Genomic DNA, 14,775 nt, shown 5'->3' with positions numbered 1-14,775 from the left:
GAATGAAATCTGGAGAAACGAGATCATTGCTATATTCAGGCTTTCTATATAAAGAAGAACTAATGGGGTTTATAAAAAACTTTAAACATAGCTATTTGTATCTAGTAACGGATTATGCTGTTTACTTAGGAAAGGTTCAAGATCATGAAATAAAGCTGATCGATGCTGAACCAGATGTACAGTTGATTCAAGAAGTGCGTATTTTTAATCAATCTGAGGAAACAAAGATTACTCGAATGAAAGATAGATTTGTTTGGCGTACTCGTAAAGATGAAATTAAAACAGGTAAGAACATTATTTATATAGATGAAACACATAAACTCTGGGGAACAGTTACGGATACACAAGCTGGCTGGTCCTGTTTGCGAGAAAAAAGAGGAGCGAGTATCGCTGTTCCTGGTAACTTTAAAAAAGGGCAAGAAATCGGGCTTGTTTTTCGCAAGTATGTTGAATTTCAGGATTGGGATTTAGCGACGAAACAACCGTTCGCTTATGAAATTGTCGATGAACGTTTAGTAAACTACGTGAATTGGAAGGAGGCTGCAAAAAATGACAACGAATCAAAATAATGAACGGTTTGTAAATCCATATAATTTTGTGCCTCTGGCAGCACAATGTGACAAACAGAACCGTGAAGTTGGGTGCTTAACAGGTAAAATTACCTGTACATTAGAAACCTTGACGCCTACCTTTATTCCTGATGGGGTAGATGACGAAATGTTTTTTCATTATCCAAATGATGAGCGTCCAGTTATTCCAGGCTCTGAAATACGAGGAATGATTCGCAGTGTCTTTGAGGCAGCGTACAATGGTTGTTTATCACAAATCAATAAGAAAGCTTTTCACAGACGCTCTATGGATCCGAAGCGACCAGGATTGTTGTATAAAACAGATAGAGGCTGGAAACTAGAAAGCTGTGAAAGGGTAATGCTAAATACTTCGTTTCAATACGATAAAGTTGGCAAACATGGTAAATATATTAAACGAAGCGATATTCAAACTGGGCAAACCATTTATATAAAAAAGTCTCAACAAAAATATAACAAAGATAAAAATAGGCCATACGTTGTAGAGAACTATTCCCTTACATATAAAGAAGGGTATCAAAAAGGGATAGTATACTTAGCAGAACCATTTGGTAAGAAAAAGCATCATGAATCTGTATTTGTTAAGTTTGAAAATAATCGAAAAAAAGAATATTTAGTAGAGATACCCAAGCTGGAAATAAAACGATTAAGAGATGTTATAGCTTTATATCATGAAAATCGTGAAAGAGGTAACAAAATTAATAAGAAAAATACTAAGAAACCATATGCTATTAACAAGGAATTATTAGAAAAAGCAACGGTTAAAAATAAACTTCCTGTTTATTATTCGCAGGATAAAAAAGGAAAGATTAGTCACTTATCGCCTGCTGTTTTTTCACAAGAAGTTTTCCAAAATGAGTTGCAGGATATTTTAAAAGAACAAGGTGATTATACTCCTTGCACATGTAAAAATAAGCTATGTCCAGCTTGTCATTTATTTGGTTTTGTGAATGAGAAGGGAATACAGGCTTCACGCCTTCGTTTTAGTGATGGAATTGCTGAAGAAGGTGTATCATTTTTAGACAAGATGACTTTACCCCCTTTAGGTGAACCGAAGCCAGGCACGGTTGAGTTTTATACTGAAAAATTAGGAAATGACCTATACTGGACTTATGATTATAAAAAAGTAAAGGGAAATCGTATTCCATTAAAAGCTAGTGATTTAAAGGTGCGTGGAAGAAAATTTTACTGGCATCATGAACCTCAAATATATCCTTTAAAGACCAAAAGTAAAGAGGAGATGGAGACAATTATACAGCCAATTGATAAAGGTGGCAGGTTTACTTTTACAGTTTATTTTGAACGGATTACGGAACACGAGCTTGATCAGCTATGCAATGTATTAGATATTAATCAATCTGTGCAACATGCACATAAAATTGGTAGAGCGAAACCTTTAGGATTTGGCAGTATTAAAATTAACATTAAAGAAATTATAGTTCGTGAAATTGATTATACCAGCGGTACCTATGCTAAAGAGGAGAAAAAGAGAGAAGCGTATACATCTTGGCCAATTCCAAATGATTCTGCTCTACTAGCTATTCTCAACTATAGTACTTTTATGGGGGGAAATGTGGTCTCCTATCCCAAAGTAGAGACTAATCAGAGGTCTAATGAAAAACCTGACAAAAACGATGTCGCCTCGCATCAATGGTTTAACAAAAACAGCGACAAAAAAAGGAAAATCGAGCGGGTTTTACCAACCATTGCTGAAGAAGTTTCGGATAATGCAAGAAAATGGTTAAAAGTTAAAAAACTTTAAATGGCTGAAGCGTAATAACCAGTTAATCTCGCAAATATTGGTGTTTAGCTATTGCTTTCACAAGGTACAACAAGTGCTCCCATCTCTTCATTAAGTGTCAAGAAAGAAGGGTTGGCACAAGCAACTGAAAACACGGCAGTTACCACTTCTTCGTTGCTAAATACAGTAACTAATCAATTTAACTGGCTTATCACTGGTATCCTGATCCTGTTTAGGAACAGTCTTTTTTATATATTTTACAGAAACAAGAAAGAAAAACAATTAAATGAAATTAGGACGAATCCTCTACGTGTATTTTGTTAGTAACCGTAACAATCGTGCTGGATTGAGCTCAGTATTGGACTGGACGAGAATTAATTCATGCTACATTGTAACTTGTAAAAAGTAAAGTCATCCCTTTGGATTTTACCCTTCCAAAGGGATGACTTTTTTCACACCTTTAATTGATTAGCTCTTTTAACAGACATCTTGTACTTGTGTTCAAATGTAGCAATGAACAGCTTTTCGATTATATTTATCTCCATTCCTGTAAAGATACTTTCTGCTCAAATTAAGCCAGTTTTTTCACAAAGTTTTAATGAATATAACCCATATTAAATGTTTATTTATACCGGTGTGGCTTGACATGGAGCCTCCGTGGGCATGCATTCCTAGCCAAGAAGACAGCAGTCTAAAGACTTGGCTTGCCGAACAGGCTAGTATACTTACTTCTCCATATCAAGCCGTGCAACGCATTTTATGAAGTTTACGCATCTGAAATAATTTGAAAATCACAATCTGAAATAAAGTGAAAGTTTACACCATTATCATTCAAAACAACTTTAATTCATGGTCCGTAGAACGAATACTTTTTATAAATTCCACCAATTTATTTATTAAATCATGGATACCTGTTTTTTTATTTCGTAAAGAGTCCATTCTAAATTTATCTAGATTAAGTTCTTTTTTAATAAATTCATTCTTATCGTCATTTTTTAAAGGCAATTTTGACTGAGATAAAAAATAGAGGTAGAGTGATTACATTATAACATGGATATATTTATGAAATTCATATATACAACCTGAACAAACCATTCCGTCAATAATAGGGGAAATTTATTAATAGAGGATGTTCAAAAAGTCCGGTAAAAATGACACTTCGATTTCGCACGAATGCTTGCTTTTCGTATGCTCGTTGCTATATTCGCTAGATTATACAGGGGGATTTCTGTGTATATATAATCGATTTGTTTTTAAAAGAGTTATCTTTGAAATACATCGGCTATTTTAAATGAAACACAAAATAATTTTTCTAATGATGAAGTAAATCGATTTCAATGCATTTAAATAGCGACCGAATCACCGTATAAATTCATAAGGGAGTGCTTTAAAAGGTATATATATAGTGCTAGTTCCTTTTACTCAATTTAACTATTAATCTATTCTTTGACTAAAATACGACAACAAATTCTCCTCCTGTCTGATAGAGTGGACAAAAAAGAAGGAGGAATAAGATAGAATTTAATAAGCGCAAGATGAAGAAGAGGAAATTTTTTTCGTGGTTGCTCATTTGTTTACTAATTGTTTGATAGTAATTTCTAACGATGTTGCAGTAAAAGGGAAGGAGAACTTTCTCACTAGTTCAGTTTAATCGAATTTGGTAATAGAAAAAGACATGAAAATTTATCCATTTCAAAAAAGCAATTATATATTAGAACCTTCTAATATTATTCCCGGTGAGAACGGCTTGCCCGGAAATCTTTTAGCTGGACCAATTAGTGCGAACGCTCTTACTGGACAATGGGCGGTAGTAGACTTATCTGAACATGACATTAGAGTAGATGGTGACTTTTACATAGTTTACGTTCAAACTTAAAGTATGATAGATGCACCTATATTAGGTCTGGACAGGACAAGCATACCTTCAGAAAGAAATTATTCCAGGACATTAACGAATGACTGGGAGCTAAATAATCCATCGATTGGAACTTATATGATACGTGCTCAGATTGGTTATGAAATTTCAAAAGCTGAATTTACAACTCCCGAAAATAACACTTTTACAAATGAACCTGAAATTATGATAGAAGGAACAGCTTATCAAGATTAAAGGTAAAAATACTAAACAATAATGTTGAGATAGTACAATTGATGTTTCAGAAGAGGGGAATTTCTCTAGTTTGGTTGTATTAACAGAAGGATATAATGAATTGAGAGCAGTAACAATTTACCCTTCATACAGTTGTCCGCTCCCCAGCGCCCCTTTGATTTGCTGTACCCACCACTTTCCCAACGGTTACAAGTGCTATGTCATTCTCAACTATATATAGCTCAATGAATGTTTTTTATTCGACAGTCATGTTTCTTTCATACGACCAGATGTCTTCCTTGGAGCAAACACTGCATCCGGAGCCACTAGATATCTGCTCTTTGTTCAAGGATATCACAGCGGATTATTTATCCCAGGCTAACGCTTCCTTGATCGGATTGATTATTAAAGATTAGCTTTATTCTTTAACGAAAGTTAAATGTCCGAAAGTATGCCCTTGACAAGACACTAGGTAATGCATAGACTATAGTATAATAATTGTTTAATCAAATGAATGTTTTATCAAAGGAGTGGCGACGATAAAAAACAAGGAAATGCTTCACGATCACGATCAAAATTTAAGCTATGTTTTGAAGCACATGCCTGATGTCCAATTTTTTCTGGATGGATCTGCTGTTTTCCAACAGCTAAGTGATGGCTCGCGTCTTCAAATTCTCTGGTTACTCTGTCATTGCGAAGAGTGTGGACACAATATTTCAGCTGCTCTTGACATGAGTCCTGCATCCGTTTCTCATCACTTAAAATTGTTAAAGTTACATGAATTAATCAAAAGCAGACGTGTTGGAAAAGAAGTTTACTATTCACTTGCTGACAGCGAAAAAGCTCGTCTGGTTCATCAAATGGTAGATGATTTTTTTAAAATGAGTTGTCCGTTGAAAGGACTTTAGATTAATCAATAAAAGGGGGGAGGAGTATTACTTACAGAGCTTCCTGCTAACACCCCCCAAAAACATTATGCCACTGCCCCTTGGCGACTTCCTTTCCCTTGTTCTTGAGCTTCTTGTATCGGTATGTTGAATTTTTTAACGTTGAGTGCCCTTATTGCGTTGAGAATTGCTATGACAGATACCCCAACATCAGCAAATACAGCTCCCCACATCGTTGTCATGCCAATTGCTCCTAGAATAAGCACAATTCCTTTGACACCCAATGCAAAAATAATGTTTTGTTTAGCGATACGGAGTGTCTTTTTACTAATCTTCATCACTGTAGCGATTTTGGATGGCTCATCAGTCATGATTACAACATCTGCAGCTTCAATTGCGGCATCTGAACCCATACCACCCATAGCAATTCCAATATCCGCTCGGGCAAGAACCGGAGCATCATTGATGCCATCACCGACAAACGCCAGTTTTCCTTTATAAGCTCGTTCAAGGACTGGGGCGTTATTGATACTATCACTAACAAAGGCCCGTTTCCCTTTTGCATTTTTTTGTCGCATTAATTCTTCCATGTGTTCCACCTTGTCCGCAGGCAATAGTTCCGTATATGCTTTGTCTAACTTGAGCGTATCGGCAACCTTTTTCCCTACTGCATCGGCGTCACCAGTCAACATGACGGTCTGTCTGATTCCTAACGATTTTAAAGCCGTAATAGCATGTGATGCGTCCTTTTTAATTTCGTCCTCAATAAGGATATAGCCCATGTACTCATTGTTTACAGCCAAATGAACTACAGTACCTACAAGACTCCTATCATGATAGGATATGCGTTCACGTTTCATAAGTTTAGTGTTGCCCGCCAAAACAACACTGCCGTCAATCACGGCTTTCACACCATGTCCTGCAATTTCTTCTATATCTTTAATACGGGAGGAATCAACTTTTCTTCCATATGCCTTCTTGATACTCTGTGCGATGGGATGATTAGAGTAATCCTCCGCATATGCTGCCAATTCCAACAACTTATGATCAGGCATTTTATCAGAATTTATCTCACTGATCATAAAGCTCCCTTTGGTTAGCGTACCAGTTTTATCAAACACGACCATCTCTGTGTTGGCCAAAGCTTCTAGATAGTTGCTTCCTTTCACTAAAACACCAGATTTGGATGCCCCACCGATTCCTCCAAAGAAGCTGAGCGGTACCGAGATAACCAAAGCACAAGGACAAGAAATAACTAGAAAAATCAGTGCTCTTTCAACCCACATAACAAATGGTTGACCCATGATGAGAGGTGGGACAATGGCTAAAATGACCGCAGCTAAAACAACAAATGGTGTATAGTATCGGGAAAATTTAGTAATAAAGTTTTCACTTTTACTCTTTTTATCTGATGAATTTTCAACTAATTCTAAGATCTTCGCTACCGTAGATTGACCGTATTCTTTATTCACTTGAATGGTTAATTTACCGGTTTGGTTGACACAACCGCTAATCACATCTTCTCCTGCCTGTACCTCTCTTGGTACGGATTCACCTGTTAGAGCCGAGGTATCAATTGCAGAGAAGCCGTCAGTAACTATTCCATCGAGAGGGATTCGTTCGCCAGGCCTTACCACAACAATTTCATTAATTTGTACTTCTTCTGGATCAACCTGTAGCAATTCACCATTTCTTATCACATTGGCATAGTCGGGACGGATATCCATCAGTTCGGATATGGACTTGCGAGACTTTGAAACGGCATAGGATTGAAACAGCTCACCAACTTGAAAAAAGAGCATAACAGCAATACCTTCCGAATACACTCCAAGGCAGAAAGCGCCAATCGTGGCTACTGACATTAGGAAATTCTCGTCGAAGACTTGTCCTCGTGTAATGTTTCTTGCTGCTTTCCACAGGATGTCTCCTCCAACGATGAGATACGGGACAAGATACATCAGGAATTCAGCAAATCCATCTAACTTTAAAAAGAACGTTACTACAAATCCTACAGCTGCAATAAGGATACGTAGTAAGCGTTTTTGTTCTTTCTTTGACATGTTTGTATCCTCCTCATATTCGAGTCAGCAACGGCTGTAACACCACAACCACTACTGACTCAAATAATAAATTTACATGTGGCTAATTTTGCCTATTCGTTATGAACCGGTTCGACGTAAAAATGTATCTATTAGGTTAAGCCTCTAGCGATGCATCTGGATCAATTCTTTTTATAATCTTCTTACTTTGTTTAAGTACGGCATCGAATTTATCATCCGGAGCCTCAAGAATCATTCGTTGAGCCATAAAATTTACCTTCACATCGGTAACATCATCCAGCTTACGAATGCCATGTTCGATCTTTGCTGCGCAACTTCCACAATCCACATCATGTAACTTATAGGTCTTTTTCATAAAACGATTGCTCCTTTCTATTATTATCTATATAATCAAACTATCATACAATCAAATGATCATTTGATTTTACTTCATTTCAAGTATATTGCCTCTGTATGTCATTTTCAATAAAATCTGGAAAGTGAGACCGATCGGACTAAAAGTTTGGCTGATTGGAACAAATTTCATTCATACAGAAGGTAATCATTGCTTCATCTGATTGGAGCTAGAAGTCTATATAAGAGGAAAAATCGGTATCCGTATCAAGGGAGGAAGGATAATATGAAGGGATTCTATCTTTCACATATTAATAAAAGCATGAACTTAGTGCGAAATAATCACCATGTTGTTTATCGCCTGAATCCAAATGAGGGGCAAGGTACAGCATCTGTCTATTCTGTACTTCCTGGTGTTGAGGTGATCATCTTTAACTTTCAGGCGAACCACTATATGCCAACGCTCCATCCAAACCTCAACATTTTGGAATTGAATCACTGCTTTAAAGGGCGGGCTGAATGTAAAATGAAGGATGGATGCTTGCAATATATAGGAGAAGGTGATTTGTTCATGAATATGATGAGCAACCATAGTGACCGTATTGAATTTCCATTAGGGTACTACAAAGGTATAAACATTACGATAGATTTAGATAAGTTTACAGATAAACTATCAGAATATATCCCTGATATTCCAATTGATATTCCAGATCTTGTTAACCGTTATTTTTCAAACGATGAATGTTTTTTTATACAGGCGAAGAAAGGTATTCAACATATTTTCAGTGGTATGTATTCGATTCCTGTTGAGGCTAGAGAAACTTATTACCGGCTGAAAGTTCTGGAAATTTTGATATACCTTCATTATTTTGATACAACTAAAGAGCAACAGAAGAAATTTTATGCCCAGCAACAAGTTGAAATTATTAAACAGATTAAAAAGAAGATAACGGAACAATTTGAACAGAGGTTTACGATTGATGAACTAGCGAGACAATATTGTATCAGTCCTACTGCCTTAAAGGCAACTTTTAAAGGTGTATACGGGGTTTCCATCGGGGCATATATGAAAGAGTATCGGATTAGGAAAGCGGCTTCTATGTTACTTCAGACTCAAGAAAGCATTGGGGAAATTGCTTCGACAATAGGTTATAAAAGCCAGAGTAAATTTGGAGCCGCTTTTAAAGAAATGTATAAAATTAGTCCTCTTGAATACCGAAGTAAATATGATAAAGAATAAAGTTACAAATCTTCTGAATAGGAGGGCTTATGTAAGAATCCTATACTTGTTTTTCTAGGTGGGCTCTCCTTATTGAAAATAATTGAGCTAAAAAGAAGCGATCGATTAACGCATCATTGAAATGGGTTAATCGACCGACTGAATTAAATGCTGCTTTAAACGGTGACCAGTTAACATAGGTAAATACATAAATAAAATTTAAAATCACAATTTCTGGACACAGTTTTATTTTTTATTTAATAATTTAAGCTAAACATACTCTAATTGGGGGAAAGGTATCCTACATCATTTTTACTTTGCATTTACTCAGTGGTCTAAACACACAAAAGAACATAGTCATAGTTCCCCACAGGATATTGAACCTTCCGTTTTTGACTACGTTTAGAGTTGTAACCCCATCAATCCCTCTCGTCCCCTTTGATAATGTTGTCTCTTTGATCAATCATTGTTTGAAAGAATTTTAGTATTGCCTGTAGCTCTGATTCCGAAAATGAATCAAATACATTAATAAATCTATGCTCTATCTTTTCATGCATCATGGTGTGCACCTCATAGATTTGTCTACCTCTAGGAGAAAGGGAGAAATATACTTCTTTTTTGTTATCGTTCATCTGGCTTCGTTTTATATAGCCATCCTTAATCAGATTGGAGCTAATTTTTGAAATACTTGCCTTGGACAAATTCATTTTTTCCGCAATAGACCTGTTGTTTATTGGCTCGTTGTTGCCGATGCAATCAATGACGTGAACACTCGTCATATTGTTTGGCCATGAGGTAATTCCTTGCATTTGTGCAAGATGAACAAACTCATCAATCTCATTAACGAAAATTTGTTCAAATAAATGCGTAAAATGGAGGAAGTGTTCGTATAGCAATCGCTTAAGTCCCTCTGTTGGATTCATTATACTTATCATCCCTTTTCTGTAAAAATTTCATTTTATACTGACTACTACTGTAATAAACCTAAAATTAAAGTTGAGTGCAATTTAAGGGGGTAGAATATCTAATCTGGATATAGAACAGGGCAATCTAAATAATAGGCTCCATCCTAAGCCGAGTCACCCATCACGAACTGTTGTTAAACCTTTTCAGCTACAAAGTACTTCCTATTTCGGATATTGTTTACTTGTAAACTAACATATCATATTCTTTATAGACAATCAATCTTTGAATATTATAGTTTACTTCATGGTCTACATTCATAATTATACTCATTTTGTCAGTCATTTTGCTAACTTTGCTCATACTTTAATATGACACCAAAAAAATTGACAAACTTTATTTATATATTATATAGTTTACTTGTAAACAAAAAAATATGGATATAAGAGGAAAATTCAATATATTATTGTACTCAAATTTATTTATATGTTAACAATAATAAATGTGGCAACGTGGAAATCGCAAAACTTTAAATTGACGCTGAAAAAAAGCCTTTGACAAGTGGATTGTTGAGTGCTTCAAATAACCTGAAACTCGAACATAAGTTTTTTATTCGGTGTACATTCAAAATCAAGATATTTTTTCGTCAATGAGCTAGTAGATAACATGTCAATACTTGAAATTGATTTATATTAGTATCTTTCCATGCTTTTATGTTTCCCTAATCCATAAAGTTTTCCTCGTAGAAAAATTATATTCATAACCTAAACGAATGGGGGTTTTATATTGAACAGAATAAGGATAGGATAACGATTTATAAAATAATCCTCAATGATGGATATATTACCTTTAAAAGGCCTAATCCATATCGTATATCCGAAAAAAAAGAATCATTAAAAAAAGGTAGATGTGGGAGTTTTAAAATGACAAGAAAACAAAAGTTATTACTTTATTCCATGTGTTATATGGTGTTGTTTAATGCAATGAACGTAACAATGATGAATGTAGCGATTCCGGAATTCAGGAAGGTATTTATTTTAACGCCTTCCGAAGTAAGTTGGATAACAGCCATTTTCAGCTTATTCAACGGTATTGCAGCTGTTGCCATTGGAAAATTATCCGATAGGTTTCCCGTCCGTCGATTGTTTGTTATTGGAATGGCTATGTTTATGGTGGGTTCCTTAATTGGATTCATGAGCCCAAACTATTCAGTCATTATCATAGCTCGTATCCTTCAAGGAATTGGGGGAGGTACTCTTCCCACGTTAAGTCTTGTAGCTGCCGCACGATATTTTCCTGAAAAACAACGTGGTTATGCGCTTGGTATGGTGTTTTCCATGGTTGCGCTTGGTAGTGCAATTGGTCCGATAATGGGCGGGTTTTTAACCGATTCATTCGGGTGGAGGAGTTTATTTTTGATATCGTTTTTAAGTATAATTACTCTTCCGTTTTATCTTAAATATGCACCGAAAGAAGAGGAAGTTAAGACTGGCAGTCGTTTTGATATGGTGGGAGCCATTTTATTCATGCTGGCCATTACGTCGTTGCTGATGGGAATTAATGTGACAGCTTGGTTATTTATAATTGCAGTGATCTTTTTTGTCCTTTTCGTTTGGCAAGCTCAGAATGCTAACGAACCGTTTATTAAAATTGATATTTTGAAAAACATCCCATTTAGTCTAGTTCTTTTCATGGGTTTATTAAACTCTATAGCTTATATGGCGATGATTTTCATTATTCCTTTAATGCTTTCAAAAGTGAATGAGATGTCAACCAGTTTAATTGGTCTTGTTTTGTTTCCAGGTGGATTGATGCCAATCATATTAGGGTCACAGATTGGAATAATAATTGCCAATCGCGGAAATCGGTTCATGAATCAATTTAGTTTTACAATCATGGCCATTGCCTTTCTGGCTCTATCCACAATCGTCGGAGCCTCTCCTATTTGGATTTCAGTGTTACTGATTTTTGTATGCTTGGCCTTCACTGCGAACCAATCGGCTCTCACAAACCGCATATCGGAAGTATTGCCGTCCAATGAAACTGGTACTGGTACAGGATTATTCACCTTTATGATTTTTTTAGGCGCTGCATTTGGCTCTGCATTGTTTAGTCGTTTTCTTGAACTCAACAGCAAGCAATGGAATATATTAAACGGGTCTGCTGATCCTTCATACAGCAATGCTTTCATTCTTGCAGCCATTACTGTTGTATTGGCGATGGTTGTGCTCGCTTTGGAGAAATCACTGACAAAAAAACAGGAGATGCGAGTTCATGATGACTATTTTAAAGATGAGTTTGGGTTATAATTTTTAACGCCTTCTAAATCACTCTTTGCTTTAATTAATGGGTATTATGAGATTGAACCAATTCTATAATTACACCCGAAAATATGTTTAACTTCAAGAACTAGACTAATCTGCTAAAGAATTGGAGGGATTATATTGAATTTATCCAAGACGATAATAGAACGCAGATCCATCAGGAAATACAATGGAACTCCGGTAGAACAAGAACTAATCGTTTCTTTACTGTATAAGGCAGCTAGTTTATATGTAACTGAGGGAACACCACAGTGGCGTTGTATTTACTATGGCACGTATGAATCACGTCAACGACTAGCTGTGAGCATTACAGCTAAATTGAAGGAAAGCAAACTTGGAAAACTCGTACTCAATAAAATGATTGATTTTTTAACGAAAAAAGTAGCAGAAACTCCTGTTCACTTGGTTTTCATTGCAGAATCCGCCGAAAATCAGCGGCAAAGTGATGAAAATTACGCTTCAGTATGTAGTATCATGCAAAATTTTCAACTGTTAGGTTGGGAACAAGGTTTGGGGATGTTGTGGTATACGGATCCAATCATTCAAGGTAAATCATTTTTTAAGGAAATTGGTTTGCAAGAAGGAGAAAGGTTTGCAGGAATTTTAAATATAGGATACTTTGATAAAATGCCAAGAGGAAGAAGGAGAAGAATACCGGCAGAACAGAAGTGGACTGTAATTGGTGAGAATGATTGGAAACATTCAGATACACTTCAGGTTACTTCACAAAGTGTTCTTGACATGCTGAATCAAGCCATCTGGGCACCGAACCACGGACTACGACAACCATGGCGCTTTATATATGTAACAAACGGTAAGACAAAAGGGAAACTTCAAACGTTAAATAGGGATATTTCGGTGCCGTTCCTTTTAGTTGTTGCAAAAGAAGAAGCTGATTTTCACAAGCGGGAAGAGGATTTCGCAGCGATAAGTTGTTTGGTTCAGAATTTTCAATTGTTGGCTGAATCCAAACAGTGGCAAGTGCTTCGCAGCATTCCGGAATGGATTTATGATCGGGAACAATGTAAGCCATTTGGAATTGATCCGCAGGAACGTATTGTAGAGGTGCTGGAGCTTAAGGGAGACGATGGATACTCTAATTCCGTATTAGCTCCCCCAATGGTTAACATCACACATCTTTAATCATGCAATTGACATATTAGTAGTATGCATTTCGATTAAAACCCGAAAAGCTAAGTTACTACTTTTTAAGGGATCATATCACCTGTATTAGTTACATTTTTGATATAGGATATTGCTAGTTTGATAAGGTAGAATTTAAATCTGGCAAGCTTATTAATTTAAATAATCAGTGCAAGAGGTATTTCACATAGTATTTTCTTTTATTGAGAATGATTATCGTTATTGATATGTTTTGTTTATGGCATGATGCTTATTAAAGCAGGTTGTATATATTGCAAAAACTAATTTTAAATAGTTATAAGTACATTGAGGAGGATGATAAAGATGTTTAATATGCTATTTCAATCACATTCAGGTTTGTGGGAAATCACTATCTTGCTTTTTTTCATTTCATTTATCTTATTGAAAATGGGAAAACCTAAGGGTAAAAAAATAACTCAAATGATATTACGTCTGTTTTATGTAATCATGATTATTTCTGGGCTGGGAATGTTAATTATGCTCAAGTTCCCATGGTTGTATGTTATTAAAGGTATTTTAGCACTATGGCTTATCTGGATAATGGAACTAATTCTTTCCAAATCGGTGGTAAGAAAGGAGAGCGGCCCTTCTACAAAAAGTTATTGGATTCAATTTATTATTGCTTTAGTACTGGTTGTATTAATTGCTGCCAATATCATTAGTTTTTAGCTTATGGTTATTTTGGCAAATTTCAAAATGTTGGTTTAACTGGGATCATAATATCTTCCATGATCATCCTAGAAGAAAGATACACTAATTAGATATGACTACTACACTAGTAAAGATAATCTCATATGGAGTTTTCACTAGGTGAGGCTCCTATGTGGAGGCACGCTGCTGCCAGAAATGTCGAGAGACTCCAATGGGTCAACATGAACCATCGACTTAAGGTGGTTTATTCACTTTATTTTCATACGCTGAACATCCTTCTTTAGAGGGGTGTTTTTTTATTTATTTGGTGATTGTATGCTAATATTTTTTAATTAGGTAAGGTTATAAGGCTTTAAGGATTTTTACCGCGGGTGATTGAAAGGAGGTGATGGGAATGGTTGACCCATCTGATGGTTGGTTAATAACGAGGAAATATAAACATCTTCTAACCAAGGGGAATCACTTAAAAGGAGAAATCTGCTATGACTAATAATATGTACGGACATGAAACAACAGGAGAATTATGGAACAGGGATATGTTGCGCCATGTAATTGAAATACGTTTTCGATTTCTTTTACATTTTCCTCTTTTAAAGAGGCTTTTTTTATTGAATTATCAAGGTGCGAAACTTAAGTATATTAATAAAAAGTGCTTCTAAATAATTATCTAGCATTGAAATAAACCTATAATTTTTGAATCAATAGTTATTACATATGTTTCTGACATTGGAGTATATTTTTCTTTCATCTTCTTGATTTGAGATTTCCAATATATTTCAACAATAAAAAAGGTGCTTTTAAAGAAATTATTTATACC

Annotated in this window: 10 protein-coding genes and 1 pseudogene; 8 read left to right on the top strand and 3 right to left on the bottom strand. The window is 35.6% G+C overall.

Going from position 1 to position 14,775, the window contains the following annotated elements; genetic code table 11:
• Positions 1-2: 2 nt before the first annotated feature.
• From csx19 to SPD89_RS04055, 4 genes are all read left to right on the top strand, one after another.
• On the top strand, positions 3-569 hold the full coding sequence (csx19, locus tag SPD89_RS04070) for a type III-D CRISPR-associated protein Csx19 (protein WP_336260678.1): 567 nt from the start codon (positions 3-5) through the stop codon (positions 567-569).
• Positions 550-2,349: a TIGR03986 family type III CRISPR-associated RAMP protein gene (locus tag SPD89_RS04065; RefSeq protein WP_336260677.1), complete on the top strand. Its 1,800-nt coding sequence runs from the start codon at positions 550-552 to the stop codon at positions 2,347-2,349. Before csx19 ends, SPD89_RS04065 begins: the two co-directional genes overlap by 20 nt.
• A gap of 1,858 nt (positions 2,350-4,207) precedes the next feature.
• Positions 4,208-4,438 (top strand): hypothetical protein, encoded by a 231-nt coding sequence (locus SPD89_RS04060; protein WP_336260676.1) that lies wholly within the window; start codon positions 4,208-4,210, stop codon positions 4,436-4,438.
• 509 nt (positions 4,439-4,947) lie between these two features.
• Complete coding sequence (locus SPD89_RS04055; protein WP_336260675.1) at positions 4,948-5,325, top strand: ArsR/SmtB family transcription factor; 378 nt, start codon at positions 4,948-4,950, stop codon at positions 5,323-5,325.
• Between the two features lie 134 nt (positions 5,326-5,459).
• On the opposite strand, the pseudogene SPD89_RS04050 reads toward SPD89_RS04055, so the two are convergent.
• Positions 5,460-7,316: pseudogene (locus SPD89_RS04050) on the bottom strand (heavy metal translocating P-type ATPase); the annotation flags it as partial.
• Between the two features lie 184 nt (positions 7,317-7,500).
• Entirely contained in the window at positions 7,501-7,719 is a 219-nt protein-coding gene (locus SPD89_RS04045) for a heavy-metal-associated domain-containing protein (protein WP_336260673.1), read from the bottom strand.
• Positions 7,720-7,983: 264 nt separating this feature from the next.
• On the opposite strand from SPD89_RS04045, the gene SPD89_RS04040 reads away from it, so the two are divergent.
• The gene (locus SPD89_RS04040) at positions 7,984-8,937 is read left to right on the top strand and encodes a helix-turn-helix domain-containing protein (protein ID WP_336260672.1); all 954 of its coding nucleotides are present in this window, start codon (positions 7,984-7,986) and stop codon (positions 8,935-8,937) included.
• Between the two features lie 398 nt (positions 8,938-9,335).
• Here the strand turns inward: SPD89_RS04040 and SPD89_RS04035 are convergent, their stop codons facing one another.
• Positions 9,336-9,839: a MarR family transcriptional regulator gene (locus tag SPD89_RS04035; RefSeq protein ID WP_336260671.1), complete on the bottom strand. Its 504-nt coding sequence runs from the start codon at positions 9,837-9,839 to the stop codon at positions 9,336-9,338.
• A 903-nt stretch (positions 9,840-10,742) separates the two neighbouring features.
• Between SPD89_RS04035 and SPD89_RS04030 the strand changes: the two genes are divergently transcribed.
• The 3 genes from SPD89_RS04030 to SPD89_RS04020 all read left to right on the top strand — a co-directional run bounded on the left by SPD89_RS04030 (position 10,743) and on the right by SPD89_RS04020 (position 13,976).
• The gene (locus SPD89_RS04030) at positions 10,743-12,128 is read left to right on the top strand and encodes an MFS transporter (RefSeq protein WP_336260670.1); all 1,386 of its coding nucleotides are present in this window, start codon (positions 10,743-10,745) and stop codon (positions 12,126-12,128) included.
• A 135-nt stretch (positions 12,129-12,263) separates the two neighbouring features.
• Entirely contained in the window at positions 12,264-13,286 is a 1,023-nt protein-coding gene (locus tag SPD89_RS04025) for a nitroreductase family protein (protein WP_336260669.1), read from the top strand.
• Positions 13,287-13,610: 324 nt separating this feature from the next.
• Positions 13,611-13,976 (top strand): DUF1516 family protein, encoded by a 366-nt coding sequence (locus SPD89_RS04020; protein WP_336260668.1) that lies wholly within the window; start codon positions 13,611-13,613, stop codon positions 13,974-13,976.
• Positions 13,977-14,775 lie beyond the last annotated feature (799 nt).

The sequence above is a fragment of the Pseudogracilibacillus sp. SO30301A genome (assembly GCF_037072025.1).
In the GTDB taxonomy this organism is placed as follows: Bacteria; Bacillota; Bacilli; order Bacillales; family Amphibacillaceae; genus Pseudogracilibacillus.
Note: the sequence above shows the minus strand (reverse complement) of the source record. Positions and strands in the feature narration are given on the sequence as shown.